The sequence below is a fragment of the Shewanella decolorationis S12 genome (genome assembly GCF_000485795.1).
GTDB classification, from domain to species: Bacteria; Pseudomonadota; Gammaproteobacteria; order Enterobacterales; family Shewanellaceae; genus Shewanella; species Shewanella decolorationis.
The window spans coordinates 1-21,479 of record NZ_AXZL01000045.1; the positions used below are offsets into that span (position 1 = coordinate 1).

A 21,479-nucleotide genomic window follows, 5' to 3' on the forward strand; every position below is an offset into this window, starting at 1 on the left:
GTTGTTTATAAGGGGCTGAGCCCGACGGGCGCGCTGTAGCCACTTATTCATGTGAATTTTAGACATAAAAAAACCAGCTTAATGCTGGCCTAGTGATTGTAAGTCGATAATTGGTTGCGGGAGCTGGATTTGAACCAACGACCTTCGGGTTATGAGCCCGACGAGCTACCAAGCTGCTCCATCCCGCGTCCGATTATTACTTTATTTTTTATCCATCAATTGGTTGCGGGAGCTGGATTTGAACCAACGACCTTCGGGTTATGAGCCCGACGAGCTACCAAGCTGCTCCATCCCGCGTCCGATATTGATGATTTACAAGATTGGATATCCTTTTGAATATCATCACCTTGGCTTTAAATTGGTTGCGGGAGCTGGATTTGAACCAACGACCTTCGGGTTATGAGCCCGACGAGCTACCAAGCTGCTCCATCCCGCGTCCGTCTCTAAAGCGGGGCGAACTATAACGGCAGCGCAGTGGCATTGCAAGGAGGAATTTCAAAAAAATGGACGAGTGCTTAAATATAAATCGTAATGGGGGAATTTCGGACAATCTGAACGCTATGGCATGTTAAGAGATGGATAAAAGCGTGCTAACTGTCTGACTAAATCGAGTTTCGGCTAATAACTGTTTATCTTTTATGTCGCTTCACAGGTATAATGTCGCTTTGATTTTGACTGCGTATTGATTATCCCATGCTTAATTTTTTTGCTGCCGCCCCTAAGGGCTTTGAATATAGCTTAGCCCAAGAACTGACAGAATTTGGTGCGACTGAGATTAAAGAGAGTGTTGCCGGTGTCTATTTTACCGCGCCGCTTGCCTTAGCCTACCGTATTACCCTGTGGACGCGTTTGGCCAGCCGTATCGTGTTGGTGATCTATAAGGGCCCCTGTGAGTCGGCGGAGCAATTATATAACGCAGCTTATTGTATTGATTGGTCAGCTCATTTCTCCAATCGCAACACCTTTAGTATCGATTTTCACGGCACTGGCGGTTTTATCAACAACACCCAGTTTGGTGCGTTAAAGATTAAAGATGCGATTGTTGACCGTTTCCGTGATGACGGTGATGCCCGTCCAAACGTCGCCCGTATCGATGCCGACATTAAAATCGATGCCCATTTCCGTAATGGGGTGATCACCATTGCGATGAACTTCTCGGGACCTTCTTTGCATCAACGCGGTTATCGCTCTACGACGGGTGAAGCCCCGTTAAAAGAAAACCTCGCCGCTAACATGTTGGTACGCAGTGGCTGGAAAGCCGCGCCAACCACCTTACTCGATCCTTTCTGCGGTAGCGGTACTGTACTAATTGAGGCCGCATTAATGGCTGCAGATATTGCACCAGGGTTGCAGCGCAGCCGTTTTGGTTTTGAGCATTGGCGCCGCCACGATAAAGCCACATGGCAAGAAATTTTAGAAGAGGCCAAGGCGCGTGCATCTTTAGGAGTAAAGCGTTGTGACGTGAAGTTCTACGGCTCGGATATCGATTCGCGCTTAGTGGCGTTGGCAAAACGTAATGCACAAAACGCCGGTGTACTTGATTTGATTGACTTTAAAGTCGCTAATGCGCTCAATGTCGAGCCGCCAGCTACCGAAGGTTACCTCATTACTAACCCTCCCTACGGTGAGCGTTTAGGCAGTGTTTCTGAGCTATTGCAGCTGTATTACCAATTAGGCGATAAGTTTAAAAAGGAGTTTGGCGGCTGGAAAGTGGCTATGCTCTGTAGCGATATCGAGCTGATTTCGGCACTGAAACTCAAAGCCGATAAGCAGATGAAGATGTTTAACGGTGCGCTGGAGTGTGCCTTTAACCTGTATACCTTGCACGCGCAAAGCACTCGTCGTGATACACCTGTACTGCCAGAAGGGGTGGACATTGCCGATATCGCGCCAGCATTTGCGAATCGTATTAAGAAAAATGCCAAGCAATTAGAAAAGTGGGCGAAAAAAGAAGGTATCGACAGCTACCGTTTATATGATGCCGACATTCCTGAATATAACGTAGCGGTCGACCGCTACTTAGACCATATCGTGGTGCAGGAATATATGGCGCCGGCCAGTATTCCTGAGGCCGTGACAAAACGCCGTTTAAGCGATGTGCTCTTGGCGCTACCTGCTGCGATTGGGGTCGATCCGCACAAGATCACTATGAAGACCCGTGAACGTCAAAAGGGCACCAATCAATATCAAAAGCTCGATGAGCGTAAGCTTGAGCTTATCACCACCGAATATGGCGCCAAGTTTAAGCTGAATCTGACGGGCTATTTGGATACTGGGTTGTTCCTCGATCACAGATTAACCCGCCGTTTAGTGGGACAAAAATCGAAAGGACGCCGGGTATTGAACCTGTTCTCTTACACAGGTTCTGCCTCTGTGCATGCCGCATTAGGTGGCGCTAAGTCGGTCACGACGGTTGATATGTCAAACACTTATCTTGCGTGGGCGAAGGAAAACTTTGCGCTAAATGATCTCAGTGGCAAGCAGTATGAGTTTGTGCAGGCCGATTGTTTACAATGGATCCGCGATAGTGCGCTCGATAAATCCGCGCAATACGATTTGATTTTTATCGATCCGCCGACCTTCTCTAACTCCAAGCGGATGGAAGATTCTTTCGATGTGCAACGTGACCATGTGAATTTACTGGGCATGCTTATCAAGCTGTTAAGTCCAAACGGGGAGATAGTGTTCTCCAACAACAAACGCAAGTTTAAGATGGACACCGACACCTTGACCAAGATGAACATCAAGGTGGAAAACATCGATGATGTGACTTTACCCATGGATTACAAGCGCAATCCCCATATCCATAATACTTGGCTTATCACCCATGCATAATGTATTGCCTGAGAGCTACGTGCTGTACCACACCGAAGGCTGTCACTTATGTGAACTGGCTGCGGCATTGCTTAATGCCGCCGAGGTGCCTTTTACGGCCATCGATATTTGCGATGATGAAGCCTTAGCTGAACGTTATGGCGTGTGTATTCCCGTGGTGAAGGCCGCGGATGAGCGTTGCCTATTTTGGCCCTTTGACGCTACCCAATTACAAGAATTTTTAGGAGCTTAGTTTGAGTCTGGTTCGTATCAATAATGGCTCGTTAGCCTATGGTTATACTCCGCTGCTGCAAAATGCCGATTTCACTATCGAGCGCGGCGAGCGAGTGTGTATTGTTGGCCGCAACGGTGCGGGCAAGTCGAGTCTATTGAAGATTTTATCCGGCGATGTGCTGCTCGATGAAGGGGAATTCAACATCGATGGCAGCGTCACAGTCAGCCGTTTGCAGCAAGATCCACCAAAGGCGGAGCAGGGCTCGGTTTACTCTTATATTGCTGCTGGCTTAAAGGAAGTCGGTGAAGCGTTAGAGCAATACCATCAACTGTCCCACGATGTGGCTTATGCCGAACCTGAGCTGATGGAGCGCATGCTTAATCAAATGCAAAAGCTGCAGGAAACTTTAGATCATCACAACGGTTGGCAGCTTGACTCGCGCATCAAACAAAATTGTGAGTTATTAGGTCTAGATCCCGATAAATCCTTAAGTGAATTATCCGGTGGTTGGCAGCGTAAAGTGGCGCTTGCTCGCGCCCTCGTCAGTGAGCCGGATTTATTACTGCTCGATGAACCGACTAACCACTTAGATATCGATACCATCGAATGGCTGGAAAAATTCCTGCTGGATTTCCAAGGTGCTATTGTGTTTATCAGCCACGACAGGGGCTTTATTGCCCGCATGGCGACCCGCATCGTCGATTTAGACCGTGGCGTGGTGACCTCATGGCCTGGCAATTACCAAACTTACCTCGATGGTAAGCAGGAATGGTTAAGGATTGAAGCCGAGAAAAACGCCCTATTCGATAAGCGATTAGCCGAAGAAGAAGTGTGGATCCGCCAAGGGGTTAAGGCCCGTCGTACCCGTAATGAAGGCCGCGTGCGTGCACTCAAGGCGCTGCGTCAAGAACGCAGTGAGCGCTTAAATCGTCAGGGCAATGCCAAGATGGCGGTGGCCGATACTGAGCGTTCGGGTAAGTTAGTCTTCGATGTAAAGGACTTAAACTACAATCTGCCCGATAAAAATCTGGTTAAGAACTTTAATACCACAATACTTCGAGGCGACCGTATTGCGCTTATCGGCCCGAACGGTTGTGGTAAATCGACCCTTATCAAGCTGTTGATTGAGAAGTTACAACCCCAATCGGGTGAGGTGAAAGTCGGCACTAAGTTAGAGATTGCCTATTTTGACCAATACCGTGAGGCGCTGGATCCTGAGCAAACCGTTGAAGACAACGTGGGTGAGGGTAAAAAGACCATCACCATTAATGGTCAGGATCGTCATATCTTAAGTTATCTGCAGGATTTCCTATTTTCGCCGATGCGTGCCCGTACGCCAGTAAAGGCATTATCGGGCGGTGAGAAAAATCGATTACTGCTGGCTAAGTTACTTATTCGTCCGGCCAACCTTATCATTCTTGACGAACCAACAAACGATCTTGATATTGAGACCCTAGAATTGCTAGAGTCGCTGCTGACTGAGTATCAAGGCACACTGTTGCTTGTGAGCCATGATAGGGCCTTTATCGATAACACTGTCACCAGCAGCTGGTGGTATGCGGGTAATGGCCATTGGAGCGAGTATGTTGGTGGTTATCAAGACGCAATTGACCAAGGGGCAAAGTTTTATTCTGAGGAACCTAGTCAACCAAACACGGTCGAAGCTCCTGCGACAGTAAAAATCGCTGAGGTAAAAGTGGCCGAGCCCGCCAAAGCCGCGAAAAAACTGTCCTATAAGTTACAGCGTGAATTAGAGGCCATGCCTGAGTTGATGGAAACATTAGAGGCAGAAATCCTCGAATTGCAAACCACAGTGGCAAGCCCAGATTTTTATAGCCAAACACAGGATAAAATCAATTCGGTATTGAACCTGTTGGCGGATAAAGAAAAGCAATTGGAAGTTTGCTTCGAGCGATGGGAAGAGCTTGAGTCACTGAAGTAAACCAATAATAAAAATGGGAATAGAATTAATGAAGTCAAAGTTGGATAAAGCCCTCTCCTTGGTTGCCTTAGGTGTCCTTGGCGTATTACACAGTGCCCATGCTGCACCCGTCTATGAAATTGTTAATATTGACAATTATGATTTGCAAGGCACGCTCGAAGGCACTCGTAATGGTTATGCCTTAGGCGTGAATGCCAACGATGAGTTAGTCGGTATCGCTAAAGGTAAGAAAAAACTCAGTACATCCGATGTGGAAGGTGGGGTTATCGACGTTGAAGATGGTATCGCCCCTGAAGAAACCATTACTTACTCCATTACTGCAGCTATTGTTGCTAATAACTTTGCGTTTATTGCCGCGCAAAATGGTGCAGCTGGTGCATGGTTACCAACGTTTGACAGTATTAATGGCACTACGCCACCCAGCGATACCTCTGTGGTGAACTCTGTCGATACCTTTTATTACGGCATCAATGATTCCGGTGTGAAAGTGGGCAGCATGACCGCACCTGAAAAGAAGACGGAAAATACGACTACAGATGATACGACTGACTACTGGTATTACCGAGATTATGAGTATCGCGGTGTAGCCAAAGTAGGCGATAGCGAAATCCCATTACTGCCACCTTACACTCAGTACGTGAAGGATGATAAAACTGTTGAATTAGGCGGCTGGTCGGCGGCGACGGCGGTTAACAACAATAATTTGGTTGTTGGTTATGCCAGTACCGATATCAGTAAATATGGTGGTGACCGTGTTATCTACTGTTTAAGCACTGACAATACTTTACCGTTAGATGTGTGTATTCAGAAAGAGCAATATCCGAATAGCCAAGGTTCGCGTAATATTCAGTACCAAACCCGCGCTTATGTATGGCAACTGGACAATGGCGTTGCAACGGGTACCGCTTTACCTTTAGGGTTAACTCCGGCAAGTGGTAATACGCTGACATTTACCGCCCAAGCATTGGGTGTGAATAATGAAGGTGTGGTAGTTGGACGCTCGCACGTTTACCGTAACGGTAATACCGATAGATTACACCAAGATGCGGCCTATTGGAGCAAAGATGCTGAGGGCAACTATCAATACCATTGGATCCCGATGGGTGATTCTGTTTCGAGTTCAATTGCTTACGATGTAAACGACAGTGGTATTGTCGTGGGAAGCTATCGCAGCTATATCCAAGGATATTTACGTGATAAGTTCTTCTACTTTGATACCAATACGCCTGATGTGGCTTATGTAACGCCAAATGACTTTGCATCAACTACCACGGATTTATCTAGCAAACCAAAAGATATCAATAACAAAGGTCAGGTCGTCGGTTATATTGAAACCACCTATGATAAGGAAAAACCACGTCCTAAGGCGGGCTTCCTGTATGAGAAATCTACTGGGGAGTTCAGTAACCTTAATAACTTGCTGACCTGTGAATCCAAGGGTTTTGAAAAAGGTTCTGATGGTAATTGGACTCGCCATCAGGTCGAAGTGCAGGATGGCACTGGTAAGGTTCTGAGCTATAACAGTGATATTCTCGTTGTTGAAGCTTCGAGCATTAATGAAGATGGCACTATTGTCGGTACCGCTTTTATTCGTAAGCCTTCATACCAACTCGATTCAAATAGTAACATTATCGTGGGTGAAAATGGTTTACCACTATTTGAACTCAGTGGTAATGGTGATCCAGTCACAGCTTATATTCCACGTATGGTGGTATTAAAACCGACTAGTAATGGCGAGGCTTGTACTGTTGTGGAAGATGATACTGACACAGGCAATTACGAACGTAAAGGTGCCGCTTCTCTTGCTTGGTTACTCGCCTTACCTTTAGTCTGGTTACGTCGCCGCACTCGCTAATTTTTCAGCTTGAATTCAGACTCAAAAAATCGAGGCAAAATGCCTCGATTTTTTTTAATCATGATCTCAATAGTTTAATAAATAGTCGATAAAATGGACGATTTTTTGATTGATCTCGAGGCTGAAAAGCACTATCTCTATGGATGAAGCTGTTGCTTCTATTTCACGTAGAACAGAGGACGCTTGCATGAAAAGACAAAAACGAGATCGTTTAGACAGAGCTTTTTCCAAAGGATTCCAGGCTGGTATTGGGGGCCGCTCTAAAGAGCTTTGTCCTTATGCAAATCTTGATTCGCGATCACAGTGGTTAGGTGGTTGGCGTGAAGGTGTAGATGGCCGAGTTAATGGGCTATTTAATAAATAACGATTGTTTATCGTGGATTAAATAGCCCAGAACAGACAGAGTAATGCAGCATAACTGCCCTCAGATGAGGGCATTTTTTTATCGAGTCGTGTAGGGGGCAGCAGCGATTAGAAGGTCGAAGTGTCGCTAAATACGCCAACTTTTAAATCGGTCGCGCTATAGATTTGACGACCATCGACTTCTAGGATGGCATCGGCAATACCCATGACTAACTTGCGATGAATAGTACGCTTGATATTTAGCTTGTAGGTCACTTTTTTCGCGCCGGGTAACACTTGCCCGGTAAATTTCACTTCACCTACGCCCAGCGCGCGGCCTTTACCCTCGGCGCCTTCCCAACCGAGGTAAAAACCCACTAACTGCCACATCGCATCTAAGCCTAAACAACCTGGCATCACTGGATCGCTGATAAAGTGGCAGCCAAAGAACCATAGGTCTGGATTAATATCGAGTTCAGCAACAATTTCACCTTTGCCGAATTCACCGCCGTTATCGTTAATGGTAATGATCCTGTCGATCATTAGCATGTTGTCTACGGGTAGGCGAGGGGAATTTGGACCAAATAATTTCCCATGGCCGCAGGCGATGAGTTCTTCTTTATTGAAACTGTTTGCTTTATTCATTGTTTTACTACTCCAGCAATAAGAGCCGCCAAGATTAGCGAACACGTGTAAGCTAAACAACTCCGATCAGCTAATTAATGGCGAAATAATCCCAGTTTTGCGAGTAACCTCGTTATTAGGCCAATCTCCTCTTCGCCATTTCCAGCCAGCTTATCGAGCCGTTCTTGCACTAAGCCGTATAAGGAATCTTCTGGGAAGTCATTATCTTCATTGGCCACTCCGGCGGGCATCTGCATCAGCAGCTCCACTGCTTCGTCCATATGCTCAATCGCATAGATATGGAATAAGCCTTTGCCTACAGCTGTAATGACTTTGGGATGCAGATTCAGCTGTAACACATTTGACTTAGGCATAATGACGCCCTGTTCACCGGTGAGACCGCGACGTTCACAGAGATTAAAGAAGCCTTCAATTTTCTCATTAATCCCCCCAATAGCTTGCACATTACCGAATTGATCTAAGGCGCCGGTAATTGCAAGCGACTGGATAATCGGCTGCTCGGCAATGGCCGACATCAAACAGCAATATTCTGCGAGCGAGGCGCTATCGCCATCGATCTCTTGATAAGACTGCTCGAATACAATGTTGGCATTAAGGTGTAACGGTGCATCGCGACCAAAAATACGATACAAACAGGCAGAAAGGATCATCATGCCTTTGGCGTGGATATTACCGCCTAGTTCCGACTTTCTTTCAATGTCGGCCACTTCTCCATCACCATAATGCACGGTTGCAGTGATCCGCGCGGGTTCGCCGTAGCTATGGTCAATCGCATCGATAACTGTCAGGCCATTAATCTGACCTACCATAGCGCCTTCAGTTGGCAGATTTATGAAATTGTCATCAAAACTTTGCCCAGAGAATTCCTCAGAGCTGTTATGACGGTAGTTGGCTTGTTCAAGTGCGCGCTCAACACTGGCGGCATTGATTGTGGCTTTGCCGCGATAAACCTTAGCCTGAGCTATTAATTGGGCAAAATCGAGCATCGACAGACTTAAACGGCGTTGATGTTCAGTTAACCTTGCGCTGTATCTAAATAGTGGCGCAAGGCTTGATTGCTCTAGGCCGACATTAACGCTCTGCGCTACGGCTTGTAACCAACTGGCATATTGCATTTCTTTAAAGCGTGTCAGATCGAGTTCACTTGCCAGCTCAGCAAGCAAGCTAAAATGGCGCTGAAATTGCCAGTCTTCAGAGCGGATTTGGCTGTAGATTAAGCCTGCGCCAATCAGAATAATTTTACAATTTAGCGGAACTGGGCTGAGGTGACTGCTTATCTGATACTCTTTTTGCGTCAAGATTTGCATCACCAAATCCCATAAACTTTCGCGCTTCCACAGTGATTCGGCGCAAATAAACACATAGTGACACTGGGCGAGTGCACCCGGTTGATATTTACTAATGCTGCCAGATTGCACCATACGGCCAAGTAGATCGGCACGGCGGATATTGCCACTCAGGTAACGGTAACTGACATTTTTCTCGGCGATGGCGCCTTGACTGTCTAGTGGTGCGTCATATTGCCAATGGAATTGAATCGCTTTTTCCACTGGTCTCGTCGCGACTAGATATGCTGCCGATAATGGCTCTACGGTTTCCATTAGGGCTTGCATGATTAATTGTCGGTCGATGCCCGGAAAATCGGCGAGGTAGAGCTGTTGATCGGCAATGGCGTTATGTAACTTAAAGGCATCCAATACACGTTCTTGCCCTAAAAGAAGGGCTTTTAACCCTGTGGCCGATTGCGGCAGGGTAGGAAGGTTAAATTCAGGCGCGAGTGAGGATGATGGTATCAAGAGTGAATTCATATAAGCATTTACCATAAAAAGTTACTGCGATTTTACCATACCAAGACGGCAAGTCTCTTACTGTATAGGTGTTTTTGCGTTGGTTTACTCAGATATTGCTGAAAATTTGTCGGCTGTTTGCCTGAAAAAACATCTTGGTGAACATAAGATGAGCATTTAACACAATATTGAAAAATTGCTGTTTACAAGCACCGGTGATGCTTATATCATTTGCGCCATTCGGAGGGGTGGCAGAGTGGTTTAATGCACCGGTCTTGAAAACCGGCGTGGGTTTATAGCCCACCCAGGGTTCAAATCCCTGCTCCTCCGCCATATTCTACGGAAAAGCCATCAGCAATGATGGCTTTTTTGTTTGCGGAATTTGAATCCCAGGGTTCCTTATTCGAAGCACAGCCCCTACGTTATATTCCGCGAAATGCCATCAGCTATGATGGATTTTTGTTTATAGAATTCGAACTTTGTCACTTTCCTATAATGCATTTAACCGTCACTGAGCAGAGTTAGCTCGACCAACTAAGTGTTTGTCTAGTCCTGAAATAAGTTAACTCTCATTTACTTAAGCAAACTTGTATTTGCCTCGCGAGTTTCTTCCCATATTCTTAACTACTTATGAGTACGGGCACTTGCATCGCCAATTTGCCTTCATATGCCTTTAGTACGCTTTGATTTGAGTGACTTTATATCGAGCCTTTATTACGGCTATATAAAGTGGCTACTTTAAGGGATTGTTGAGTTAAATGGGTTAAAGGGGCGTGTGTATTGAGCGCAGCGTGTTTGTGCCTAAGTGGCCATAAGCGCCACCTTAAGTGTGAATACAAGGGATTTTGGGTGAAGATTAGACGTTATTCGATGGTTTTATCGACGACTGCATATCAAATCGCCAATCAATTCAATTAATAATAAATTTAGGTTTACAACCCGAGGGGAGATAGCTATTATCTCGCTCGTTCGGAGGGGTGGCAGAGTGGTTTAATGCACCGGTCTTGAAAACCGGCGTGGGTTTATAGCCCACCCAGGGTTCAAATCCCTGCTCCTCCGCCATATTCTACGGAAAAGCCATCAGCAATGATGGCTTTTTTGTTTTTGGCATTTCGGAATTTGAACCTAGGGTTCCTCATGCAAAGCGCAGCTCCTCCGCAATATTACACAAACAAACCATCAGTAATCATGACTTTTTGTTTGGAATTTGCCCCTAAAGCTATTTCCTTCTAAGCGCAGTCCCTTCACCAAATTCGGATAAATATGCTTGCAAAGTATTAGTGGCCTTTTTATGTCATGTATAGATGTTATTTCCTATTAGCTTGGTTTTTAAATAACACGAACCCAGGGCGTGTTGACGTTTCGAGATTGGATTTTGTTCGTTCTGGCAAGTGCGTACTCGCGAAACGAGGAATGATGTGTCGTTATTCTACTCAAATGACGAGCAGCGCTTATGACAGAAAGTCAGTGTAAGGGCTTGCCAGACGAACTCTTCAGGCAGCATTTGACTGCAAAAACAGCACTGAAACGTCAACACGTCCTAAATAAATTCTCAATATTTAGGTGTGTTTAATAACCTACTCAAGTCTGAATGGTTAAACTGATGCATTTACGACCCTATAATTTCTCTTAAATTGTGATCTTGCTCTAAAAGTGCCTAATCGGTATTTTCATTCATATTTTGACCAATCGCCGTCACTTTTGTGATACGCGTCAACAATAAGATTTACCCCAAATGGAACTTGGTACAAAGTGGACAAAATGGCTAATCAAAATGTCCATATCGATAAAACCGCTTAGATATCGCAAGCTGTAGTTTTTATAGATTTTAATTCCGACAAATGCCATATAAACAGCTTATTATGGTCAAATAATCTGTTGAAGGCTTAATGTGATTTTGATCACCTGTTAGAAATTGTCATTATTAGTCACTTTTTTATACTCGCACCATGAGTAGGGTTAAGTTCTCTACTCAAGCCTGCAGCGTACGCGCTGCAACTTAGTGAGCACATAAAAGAGAGTGTGTGAAATGACAATGAATAGACGACAGTTTTTTAAACTCTGTGCTGTGGGAGCCGCGACTTCTGCAATTTCTGCACTGGGGTTGATGTCCGAAAAGGCATTTGCATCCGTCAGAGGTTTTAAATTGCTGCGCGCAAAAGAGACGCGTAACAATTGTTGCTACTGCTCTGTGGGTTGTGGGTTGTTGATGTACAGCCAGAGCAGCAACGGGAAGAATGCGGAGCAGAGCATTTTTCATATTGAGGGCGATGCCGATAATCCGATTAACCGCGGTGCTCTGTGTCCTAAGGGCGCAGGCTTGGTTGACTATGTAAACAGCCCGCACCGTTTGAAATATCCTGAAGTGCGTTTACCCGGTTCGGATAAATGGCAGCGCATTAGCTGGCATGAGGCTTTTAAGCGTATCGCAAGACTCATCAAAGACGAGCGTGATGCCAATCTGGTTGAGAAAAATGCCCAGTGGCAAACCGTTAACCGCTTAGTCAGCCTAGGCATGATGACCTCATCGGCCCAAGCAAACGAAGGCTGTTACATCACCCATAAGTTCGGTCGTGCCATTGGTATGCTAGGGATAGATAACATCGCCCGCGTTTGCCACGCTCCAACACCGGCCGCAATGGCGCCCACCTTTGGCCGCGGTGCTATGACTAACCACTGGGCGGATATGAAAAATACCGATCTGGCCATTGTGATGGGTGGTAATGCTGCAGAAGCACATCCCGTCGGCTTTGGTTGGGTGACAGAAGCGATGGAGCATAACAACGCCAAGTTGATTGTGGTCGATCCTCGCTTTAACCGCAGTGCCGCCGTCGCCGATTTATATGCGCCTATTCGTTCGGGCACTGATATTGCCTTCCTGCTCGGCATGATCCGCTATCTGCTCGAGACGCAGCAAATCAACCTTAACTATGTCAAAGCCTATACCAACGCCACGTTTATCGTGCGGGAAGACTTTGAATTTAACGACGGTTTATTCAGTGGCTACGATGAGGCTAACCATAAATACGACCAATCCACTTGGTTCTATGAGTTAGATGAAGAGGGCTACGCTAAGGTTGACCCTAGCTTAAGTCATCCACGCTGCGTGATTAATCTGTTGAAAAAACACGTTGATCGCTACGATCCTGACACAGTGTCCAGCATCACGGGTACGCCGAAAGACGCCTATCTTGAAGTGTGTCAGCAAATTGGGGCGACCCATGTTGACCATAAAGCCGCAACCTTCCTGTATGCACTTGGTTGGACTCAGCACAGCGTCGGCGCGCAAAACATCCGCACCATGGCGATGATCCAATTGCTGCTTGGCAATATGGGGATCATGGGCGGCGGCGTGAATGCGCTGCGTGGTCACTCAAACGTTCAAGGCGCGACAGACTTAGGCTTATTATGCCAAGGTTTACCTGGCTACCTGAAACTGCCTCAAGATAAAGATGTTGATTTACAAAACTATTTAGCCCATTACACCCCAAAAGCCTTAAGACCAAACCAAACCAACTACTGGCACAATTACCCAGCCTTTACCGTGTCGTTGTTAAAAGCATTTTTCGGTGATCATGCCACCGCAGAAAACGATTATGGTTATGACTGGCTGCCAAAGTGGGACCAACAGTACGATATCAATAAGCAAATCGACATGATGGTTCACGGTGAAGTTAATGGCTACTTTATCCAAGGTATCAACGCACTTAACTCCCAGCCCGATAAGCAAAAAGTGTCTAAGGGCTTATCTAATCTGAAGTTCTTAGTAGTGCTCGATGCGCTGGCAAATGAAACCTCCAGCTTCTGGCGCAATGCGGGTCAGTTTAACGATGTGGATACGGCCAGCATTCAAACCGAAGTCTTCCGCTTACCCACAACCTGTTTTGCTGAGGAAAGTGGTTCAATTGCTAACTCGAGCCGTTGGTTACAATGGCACTTTAAGGGCGCCAATCCACCTGGCGAAGCCTTATCTGATCCGGCAATTCTTTCTGGCATCATGCTGGAATTAAAACGTTTATACCGTGAAGAGGGCGGCCGTTTACCTGAGCCTATCGAAGCCATCAAATGGGATTATGCGATGGAGCATGAACCCAGCTCCGAGGAAATCGCGCAGGAGATGAATGGCTATGATCTCACGACTGGTAAGCTACTCAATGGCTTCTCCGAGTTAAAAGCCGATGGTTCTACCTCATGCGGTATTTGGGTTTACTCCGGCATGTGGACCGAAGCGGGCAACCTCATGGCACGTCGCGATAATAGCGATCCATCCGGCAAAGGCATTACCCCGAATTGGTCATTCGCTTGGCCTGCAAACCGCCGTATTTTGTACAACCGCGCCTCCTGCGACGTGCAAGGTAAGCCGCGCGATCCTAGCCGTGTGCTGCTCGAATACAAGGACAACAAGTGGCAGGGCATTGATGTGCCTGACTTTAATGCCAAGTTGAATGCCGAAGATTCGGCCCATCCTTTCATCATGCAAGCCGATGGCGTTGGCCATTTATTTGCCCTGCGTGACTTAAAAGATGGTCCATTCCCAGAGCATTATGAGCCGTTCGAATCGCCACTGGCGAGTAACCCACTGCATCCTAAAGTCACCAATAACCCGGTGGCGCGGATGTTCAAAGGCTTACGTGAAAGCTTTGGTACCAACGAAGAGTTCCCCTATGTCGGCACTACTTACTCGATGACGGAGCACTTCAACAACTGGACCACGCATTGCCAGCTGGCCGCAATTACCCAGCCACAACACTTTATCGAAATCGATGAAACCTTGGCGGCAGAAAAGGGCATCAATAACGGTGATTGGGTCAAAGTGAGCTCTAAGCGCTCGCATATTGTCACTAAGGCCTATGTCACTAAACGACTCCAACCCATGATGGTTCAGGGCAAAAAAGTCCACACCATTGGTATTCCACGCCATGGCAGTTACGAGGCCTTGACACAGAAGAGTTATATCGTCAACGAGCTAACTTCATCTGTGGGCGATGCCAACACCCAAACCCCTGAATATAAGGCATTCCTTGTGAATATTGCCAAAGCGGAGGGCTTCTAATTATGGCTTCTCAAGATATTATCCGCATCTCAGGCACCACGGACATCACCCCCGCGTCTCAAGCACGCATTGGTGCGGTCCAGCAGGTGACTAAGCTGTTTGATGCGACTAAATGCACTGGCTGTAAGGCCTGTCAGGTTGCCTGCTCCGAATGGAATGACCTTCGTGAAGATGTCGGTACTTTCCAAGGAAGTTATCAGAACCCGATGATACTGTCACCCGAAAGCTGGAACATAATTCAGTATCACGAAGTGATGGATAACAATAAGTTGCGTTGGCAATTTACCCACACTGCCTGTATGCACTGTGCCGATCCAGCCTGCTTAAAAGCCTGCTCAACTAGCGGCGCGATTGTGCAACATGCTAATGGCACAGTGGACTTTGACTCGAACAAATGTATTGGCTGCGGCTATTGCGCCAGTGCCTGTCCTTTCAATGTGCCTAAGATCAGCGCCAAAGATAACAAAGCCTATAAGTGCACCCTGTGCTCCGATAGGCTCGCCGTTGGCCTAGAGCCTTCCTGCGTTAAAACCTGCACCGTGGGAGCACTGCGTTTTGGTACCCGCGAAGACATGTTGTTCTATGCCGAAAAACGCGTCGAGCAGTTAAAGGAGCGTGGTTTCAGCAAGGCGGGACTTTATAACCCCGAAGGTGTTGGCGGAACGCATATGATGATTATCCTCCACGACATCACGCAACCCGAAACCTACGGTATGCCAAAGGACCCGCAAATCCCCGCCGCCACCGAATGGCGTCAAGATTGGCTCAAACCTTTGGGCACCGCAGGCTTGCTCGCAACGGCGGCCTTCGCCCTGATGCACCGCATTGCGGTAGGGCGCAACATCGTCGAGGAAGATCAGCCCGGTTACATTGATGCCGGTGTCAAAGAGGAGGAAAAGCAATGAGTCATAAAGAGATGATAGTGCGCCATAAGCTCGTTGATCGTCTATGTCACTGGACCATAGTCTTTGTGGGCTTAGTGACCTTTCTAACGGGATTCTCGTTTTTTTATCCTTCGTTCCAGTGGCTGAGTGGCATTGTTGGCACCCCACAACTGGCAAAAGTGATGCATCCATTCTTCGGGATCGCCATGTGTTTGTTGCTGGCGGTGATGCTGATCCGCTATTACCAGCACAATAAGTGGAATAAGTACGATTTGCCCTGGATGAAAGCCGTTGTGTGGGTGTTACTGCAAAAAGAAGAAAACATTCCGCCCGTGGGCCATTACAACCCAGGTCAGAAAATGTTATTCCGCGCCTTTGTGGTTTTTGTACTGGCGTTTCTGATCAGCGGCATCATGATGTGGCAACCTTATTTTGCCCCCATGTTCTCGGCAGAAGCCGTCAATTGGGCCACCTTAGTCCACTCGGCCTGCGGCATATTAATGCTGTTATCCCTAGTGGTACACGTATGGATGGCCTGCTGGATTGAAGGCTCGATCACAGGGATGCTCTACGGCAAAGTCTCTAAGGCTTGGGCTCGTAAGCACCACCCAGCCATGTTAGAAGAACACGAGGAAAAATAGCGATGAAGATGGCCAGCGATATCCCGTTAAGTTTTGTTGATAAATCCCCCTTAGCATTAAAACCGCTAAAAGTGGCAAATCCTGAGAAAATTTATCAACATAGAGCACGTCGTTTAGCCCAATTAGCGCAGGATTCTCCGCTGGCGGATTATCTCAAGCTCTGCCAAATCCTAGTGTCGACGCAGCAAAAACTTGCGGCAACGGATATGGGCCCTGCACCAATGATTGACGCTGATGTGCCATATCCGTTGTCCCTAAGCCAAACTCAAACGGCTCAGGATTGGTTAAAAGCATTGCAAGCATTGCTAACAGAATTGGTATCTCAAGTGCCCGCGCATTTAGTACCTGTTCTCCAGGAGTTACAGCAGCAGTCGCCAACTCAATTGCTAGAGTGGGGCACTCAACTGAGGCAAGGGGAGTTTAGTGCCGTGCCTGCACAGTTCAGCCTATTTATTTGGGCGGGATTGTCCTTGTATTGGTCACACTGGGCACCCATGGTGATTGCGCGAATGGATGTGAATAAGGTTAAACAGTCTAGCCTTTGCCCGGTGTGCGGCAGTCATCCCGTCGCCAGCATGATTGTCGATGAGCCACGGGAAGGGCTGCGCTATTTACATTGCAGTCTCTGTGAAAGCGAGTGGCACTATGTGCGCGCCCATTGTACTTGCTGCGAGCAATCCCGGGAGATGTCGATTTGGTCGTTTGATGACCATAAGGCAGCCGTGCGGATTGAGAGCTGTGAGGCGTGTAAGGGGTACACTAAGATGTTGTTTACCAACCGTTTACCATTGTTAGATGCGGCAGCGGATGATATTGCATCGATGGGATTGGATGCCGAGCTCAATGCAAAGGGTTATGGTGCCACGACGGTAAATCCACTGTTACTTGCACATGAGGCCTAAACAATAAAAAGGATTGATTAAACAAGATCATGGATGGTTTTGATAATCCATGTTCCATTCGGTCACCACTTAGGGGGTGACCGAATGGTCATCGACTGTGATATCAAACTAACTGACTCAAATCTCATTCGTGCGCTACGTGAAATCTGCAAAACTTGCAGGGGCAATCTTGCCAAAAATTCACGTAGGAACACCTTGAAAATAACTTAGAAATAACCCCATCAAATGAATCTATCCCTTGATAAGACCAAAAATCAACGGTAAGCGCTAAACGATGACAATCTTAACCCTTTATTGGGCGGACAATTAGACGCATAGGGAATGATAGCTTTCCGTATTCATCTATACTTAATTTAACATAATATACATTGTGCGCAGTTTTGTGTGGGAGGGATTTGGGATGCCGATAACGTCACTTATCGGCATTGACTGATGCTTAGCGGTGTCTAAATGGTTCTTCTGGCGTGACCTTGCGTAATTCGCCTTTGCAATGTGGGCACTGGATAAAGATGCTATCAAAATCATCATACCACCAAGGCTTATTGCAGTTATTGCATTGCAGCTCGGGGTTATCTTGGCGCTCAACCATGCTGTAGCCGCCAGCGTATGGAATTATTTGCATGATGCAGTGTCCTTAAGCTGTTCTAAGGTGTCGTCCAGTTCGCCAAGCAACACGCAGGATTTGGCGACTAATTGCAACTGAGCTTCTTCGGGCGCTAAGCCTTTCAGTAAAAACTCGTTGATGGCCTGTATATCGTTACGCAACCGGATTGCATTATTGATGAGTGATTCTTCCATGATGTTGAACCTCAATTAATAGCTCGTTTTGGCTTGAGTTACGGCTTTAACTGGCGTGATTTTCAACCCGAACCGTTTAAGCTCAAGGCCGCCGAAGTTATTAATCACAAAGCTGGAACTATCGATTTGATATTCACCCGCTGGATACACATTGGCAGGACTTTCGACTTGTAGCTTCATTTGTACGGGAAATTTCCCGCCTAAATGCGCGTATGCGGTTTGCTCATAAATAGTTCGCCCAGGCTTACCATCCTTAGGCGGCATGTTCCTAGCGCTAACGGTAACATCTTCTTGAAATACTTCGATTTTTAACATGGTTACTACTCCTATGCGTAGGCTTTAAATGGTAAAACGTTGGATTGTGCAACGACGGGCAACTGATACCAGTGCGGCACGATTAGTGGTTTAACTTCAATGACTTCTGAGCGTTTCAGTGTTGGGCACATACGGCTTACATCGAATTGTTGGCCGATATCGATGCCGATAGCTTTTAGACGGGCTTTATGAACGTAATAATTTGAACTACTGAGTTCGCTTTTTATATCTTTGCCATGTTGCCAAATTAATGCATAAGATTGAGTTGCATTAGCTGCTTGACGACTTTTAACGATGCCAAGATTTAAGAGTTGGTCTGCAATGCTTTGGTGCTCATCGTGTGATATCTGGATAGTTTTCATGGCGTTCTCTATGTCAGTTAGGTGCGGATAAAAGTCTTGTTCAGTCACTCGGCCATAAAATTGCAGCGCATGACGCTTTAGCAAGGCCTGTCTTAAGCTATGTTCTTCGCGTACTACACCTGTGTTTTCGCAGTATTTAATTAAGTTTTCTAAGTAGTTAAGTCTATCGATGGGCACACCGTCTTTTTTACGGAGTTCTTTGTTTAAATGCCGTTGTAACTCAACAGCTTTGTTGTAGAGCTTGGTCATGACCCAAGTCGAACCTTCGCCCCAGTTGCACGTATGGCCATCGGGATACAGCTTCGGTTTACGACCTCGACCGATTTGCATCGATGACATACCACGGATAAACGAGGCCTCTTTGCCCTTGCCTACTTGATGATTGACTGTCCAGTCGATAGCGGTAATTTCAGCACCATTACCGACAAGCTGAGTGGTTTTGCCGTCTGGCGTTTGGCGGTATGAGATTTGGGTATTTTTGGTGAACGGTGGCAAATCATATTGGGCTAAAACGTGGTTAAAGATCGCCACGCATTCATCAAGCGTCTGTAAGCCAAATAGGTTATCCATACGCTGCCAGCGTGAAGGATTGCCTTCCACCCTCACCCGCTGCCCATCACAACGGATAGTTAATTTGGTGCTGTATGACCCTTCAAGGATTTTTTGATTAACCGATGGCGGTAAATGCTCACCCGTTTCGAGTTCGAACCGTTCAATGACATGCCGACCGACCAGCGGCAAATTGCCCTCTGGATGATCTTGTTGCATGAACAAACGGTCGATGAAAAACAATCCCCAAAACCCTGTCAATACTTCTACAGCAACAATATCATTAGTTCTGTAGAATTAATTATTACTCAAGGCGAAATATATAGGGTTAGAATTCATGCTGCAAGATTATTATCAAGGAAATTTTATGTCTATAGGTGAAAATCTAAAGCGCCTACGCCGTGATAAAGGATGGACGCAAGGTGAATTGGCAAATAAATGCAAAATTCAATTGGGGCAAATATCGAAGATTGAAAGGGATGAAACAGATCCAAAGCTCAGTACTATCTATTCAATAATGAACGCGCTGGAGTGTTCGGCTGACGCTCTGCTTATAGACACTGAAAGATCAAATGTTGATTCAGTCATGGCTGTAGCCTTAGAGCGGGTTAAGCAAATTCCAGATAAAGATAAACAAATACTATTAACAGTTATAGACAAGTATTGTATTGCATTAAGTATGCAGCAATTAACTGATAGAAAAACACTTTTTGGTATACCCACATTTGTTACTGGCAGCACTCCTGAAATGACAAGGAAATCAGATGAAGGTTGATGCAATTCCTGATGTCAGGAGTTAGTTTGGGTGTAACAGGAACCCAAACCTAAAACCATGTCGGTCGGGGGGCGCTTCGCCTGCTCCCCCTTCCTCCCCAGACCCGTAAGCAAAACTATTTATGGCAACTGAAATAAATAATTGATGTTGCGACAGGCCCCTTACTTATATTTTCACGAAGTAATTCAGCATAAGCAGAACCTCTGTCCTTGCAATAAGTATCAGCTACCTCTAGCGCTTTTCCCCTTGTAAACGAGCTATTTTCTTCATTATCAAATTTAACACCTTCCATACTTGCTGATACCGTATATTGATTTTCTCCGACCTGTTGGACAGCTGAAGGTACAGGAGTTGAGTTACATCCAGCAAGAAGCAATGGAATTGCTAGCAAAAGTAATTTAGACGCCATGATTTCCCTTTCAAGAATAGTAGTTACTTTCCAAAGATAGTATCAAAATGAGACTAGAGTCCACTGTTAAAGTATGTGGACTTGAAGGTCATTCACTTCCACTTGGAGCCTTTCCCGCTACGCGGGCGCCCTTTCCAAGTGTCCGTTCAGTACCCTCAAGAAGTCTCAAAAATGAGACAAAAGTGCAGTATTACTATACGCACTTTAGCTCTCTGGCCTCGGATACCTGCCCGCCCCATAACGGGGCTAGCAGGTACCCATCCGGCCAGAACGCCAGAACATGAAATCGCTTTGAATTTTGTAGACAAAAATCGACTTTAGGCGGGGCTGGAAGGACGTTGAAAAGCGGCTTGGCAGGGAGAAAGCTCGGGGCAAAAAGCGCCCCTATTAAGAGCGCTTTGCATTAAGGGACACGTCCCTTAATAATCCCGATTAAATAGAAAGCTCATGAGTCCACTGCGGATACCAACCTTTAGCTAAATATCTAACTAAACTGGGGTCTCCTTCGAACCTTATTTTTCCACCGGAACTGTATACTAATGCTGATGAGTCAACTCTAAGACCGCTAGCAATAGCTTTTTGAGTAAGCTGATATAGCAAGCCTGCATTATCACCAACCGTTGATTTAGCATCAAAAATTGCGACACTTGAAGAGCCATGCCTTAAATGAGCCATATTTACCTTTTGCATAATTTTTCACCTTATATGTAACAAATAAAAATTTGAGGCGAATTACTTGCTCGAGGCGTTGTTGATACCCTATAGTAGCAACAACGGGATCCCGTTAACCTTCCAAGTTAAACAAGTAAATCGCTTGCGATATACATCCCTGTGACTAAGGTTCACTAGCATGTGGCGTGCTAGTCGTTCCTTAGTCGTTCCCAAAGCAAATCAAAACACCATATATAGTGCTATTCATTGCTCTCACAACAAGATAGTGAGGTTTGTTGCTATTTGCAAGTCTCATTTCGGGGGGTATCTTGTGGATATACTGAGGTTAAATAACGAGCAGATTTTGATATCTATAGCGCTCGCCTGTTTCAGTCAATAAGCTCGACTTCGCACAATACAAGTTATGCAAAACTCAGCCCTTTCAGGGCTGTTTTTTTGGAACCCGATTATCCAAAAAAAAGCAGTTCTACATAACTTTAGGCACATTGTGCGCAGTTTT

The 21,479-nt window shown here is 46.2% G+C and carries 18 protein-coding genes and 5 tRNA genes; 12 read left to right on the plus strand and 11 right to left on the minus strand.

Going from position 1 to position 21,479, the window contains the following annotated elements; genetic code table 11:
* Positions 1-111: 111 nt before the first annotated feature.
* From SHD_RS02995 to SHD_RS03005, 3 genes are all read right to left on the minus strand, one after another.
* Positions 112-188: transfer RNA gene (locus SHD_RS02995), tRNA-Met, on the minus strand.
* A 32-nt stretch (positions 189-220) separates the two neighbouring features.
* Positions 221-297 (minus strand) — tRNA-Met (locus SHD_RS03000).
* Between the two features lie 62 nt (positions 298-359).
* A tRNA-Met gene (locus SHD_RS03005) sits at positions 360-436 on the minus strand.
* 257 nt (positions 437-693) lie between these two features.
* Here SHD_RS03005 and rlmKL point away from each other — a divergent pair.
* The 5 genes from rlmKL (at position 694) to rmf (ending at position 7,210) form a co-directional block, all read left to right on the plus strand.
* Positions 694-2,835, plus strand: coding sequence for a bifunctional 23S rRNA (guanine(2069)-N(7))-methyltransferase RlmK/23S rRNA (guanine(2445)-N(2))-methyltransferase RlmL (rlmKL, locus tag SHD_RS03010; protein WP_023265786.1), 2,142 nt, complete (start codon positions 694-696; stop codon positions 2,833-2,835).
* Positions 2,828-3,067, plus strand: a complete 240-nt coding sequence (locus SHD_RS03015; RefSeq protein ID WP_023265787.1) for a glutaredoxin family protein — start codon at positions 2,828-2,830, stop codon at positions 3,065-3,067. The genes rlmKL and SHD_RS03015 overlap by 8 nt, the downstream gene beginning before the upstream one ends.
* Before the next feature lies 1 nt (position 3,068).
* Complete coding sequence (locus SHD_RS03020; protein WP_023265788.1) at positions 3,069-4,991, plus strand: ABC transporter ATP-binding protein; 1,923 nt, start codon at positions 3,069-3,071, stop codon at positions 4,989-4,991.
* A gap of 28 nt (positions 4,992-5,019) precedes the next feature.
* Entirely contained in the window at positions 5,020-6,846 is a 1,827-nt protein-coding gene (locus SHD_RS03025) for a DUF3466 family protein (protein WP_039977346.1), read from the plus strand.
* A gap of 187 nt (positions 6,847-7,033) precedes the next feature.
* Positions 7,034-7,210: a ribosome modulation factor gene (rmf, locus tag SHD_RS03030; protein ID WP_011071969.1), complete on the plus strand. Its 177-nt coding sequence runs from the start codon at positions 7,034-7,036 to the stop codon at positions 7,208-7,210.
* 107 nt (positions 7,211-7,317) lie between these two features.
* Here the strand turns inward: rmf and fabA are convergent, their stop codons facing one another.
* Positions 7,318-7,833 (minus strand): bifunctional 3-hydroxydecanoyl-ACP dehydratase/trans-2-decenoyl-ACP isomerase, encoded by a 516-nt coding sequence (gene fabA / locus SHD_RS03035; protein WP_011622326.1) that lies wholly within the window; start codon positions 7,831-7,833, stop codon positions 7,318-7,320.
* A 74-nt stretch (positions 7,834-7,907) separates the two neighbouring features.
* The gene (locus tag SHD_RS03040; RefSeq protein WP_039977350.1) at positions 7,908-9,641 is read right to left on the minus strand and encodes an AAA family ATPase; all 1,734 of its coding nucleotides are present in this window, start codon (positions 9,639-9,641) and stop codon (positions 7,908-7,910) included.
* A gap of 221 nt (positions 9,642-9,862) precedes the next feature.
* On the opposite strand from SHD_RS03040, the gene SHD_RS03045 reads away from it, so the two are divergent.
* The 6 genes from SHD_RS03045 (at position 9,863) to fdhE (ending at position 17,100) form a co-directional block, all read left to right on the plus strand.
* Positions 9,863-9,953, plus strand: a tRNA-Ser gene (locus SHD_RS03045).
* A gap of 638 nt (positions 9,954-10,591) precedes the next feature.
* Positions 10,592-10,682 (plus strand) — tRNA-Ser (locus SHD_RS03050).
* A 973-nt stretch (positions 10,683-11,655) separates the two neighbouring features.
* On the plus strand, positions 11,656-14,673 hold the full coding sequence (gene fdnG / locus SHD_RS03055; protein WP_084294825.1) for a formate dehydrogenase-N subunit alpha: 3,018 nt from the start codon (positions 11,656-11,658) through the stop codon (positions 14,671-14,673).
* A 2-nt stretch (positions 14,674-14,675) separates the two neighbouring features.
* Positions 14,676-15,578, plus strand: coding sequence for a formate dehydrogenase subunit beta (gene fdxH / locus SHD_RS03060; protein ID WP_023265794.1), 903 nt, complete (start codon positions 14,676-14,678; stop codon positions 15,576-15,578).
* Positions 15,575-16,198: a formate dehydrogenase subunit gamma gene (locus SHD_RS03065; protein WP_023265795.1), complete on the plus strand. Its 624-nt coding sequence runs from the start codon at positions 15,575-15,577 to the stop codon at positions 16,196-16,198. Before fdxH ends, SHD_RS03065 begins: the two co-directional genes overlap by 4 nt.
* A gap of 2 nt (positions 16,199-16,200) precedes the next feature.
* Positions 16,201-17,100, plus strand: coding sequence for a formate dehydrogenase accessory protein FdhE (fdhE, locus tag SHD_RS03070; RefSeq protein ID WP_023265796.1), 900 nt, complete (start codon positions 16,201-16,203; stop codon positions 17,098-17,100).
* A 436-nt stretch (positions 17,101-17,536) separates the two neighbouring features.
* Here fdhE and SHD_RS03075 read toward each other — a convergent pair whose 3' ends face one another.
* From SHD_RS03075 to SHD_RS03090, 4 genes are read right to left on the minus strand one after another with little or no spacing between them, the layout of a single operon-like run.
* The gene (locus tag SHD_RS03075) at positions 17,537-17,722 is read right to left on the minus strand and encodes a hypothetical protein (RefSeq protein WP_023265797.1); all 186 of its coding nucleotides are present in this window, start codon (positions 17,720-17,722) and stop codon (positions 17,537-17,539) included.
* Entirely contained in the window at positions 17,713-17,898 is a 186-nt protein-coding gene (locus tag SHD_RS03080) for a hypothetical protein (RefSeq protein WP_023265798.1), read from the minus strand. The genes SHD_RS03075 and SHD_RS03080 overlap by 10 nt, the downstream gene beginning before the upstream one ends.
* Positions 17,899-17,913: 15 nt before the next feature.
* A complete protein-coding gene (locus tag SHD_RS03085; protein ID WP_023265799.1) occupies positions 17,914-18,213 on the minus strand; it encodes a single-stranded DNA-binding protein in 300 nt (99 codons plus the stop codon).
* Between the two features lie 11 nt (positions 18,214-18,224).
* The gene (locus tag SHD_RS03090; protein WP_235056927.1) at positions 18,225-19,343 is read right to left on the minus strand and encodes a phage/plasmid replication protein, II/X family; all 1,119 of its coding nucleotides are present in this window, start codon (positions 19,341-19,343) and stop codon (positions 18,225-18,227) included.
* A gap of 148 nt (positions 19,344-19,491) precedes the next feature.
* Between SHD_RS03090 and SHD_RS03095 the strand changes: the two genes are divergently transcribed.
* The gene (locus SHD_RS03095; RefSeq protein WP_039977356.1) at positions 19,492-19,899 is read left to right on the plus strand and encodes a helix-turn-helix domain-containing protein; all 408 of its coding nucleotides are present in this window, start codon (positions 19,492-19,494) and stop codon (positions 19,897-19,899) included.
* A gap of 115 nt (positions 19,900-20,014) precedes the next feature.
* Here the strand turns inward: SHD_RS03095 and SHD_RS03100 are convergent, their stop codons facing one another.
* Both SHD_RS03100 and SHD_RS03105 read right to left on the minus strand, forming a co-directional pair.
* The gene (locus tag SHD_RS03100) at positions 20,015-20,308 is read right to left on the minus strand and encodes a hypothetical protein (protein WP_023265802.1); all 294 of its coding nucleotides are present in this window, start codon (positions 20,306-20,308) and stop codon (positions 20,015-20,017) included.
* Positions 20,309-20,740: 432 nt separating this feature from the next.
* Positions 20,741-20,998, minus strand: a complete 258-nt coding sequence (locus SHD_RS03105; protein WP_023265803.1) for a hypothetical protein — start codon at positions 20,996-20,998, stop codon at positions 20,741-20,743.
* Positions 20,999-21,479: the final 481 nt, after the last annotated feature.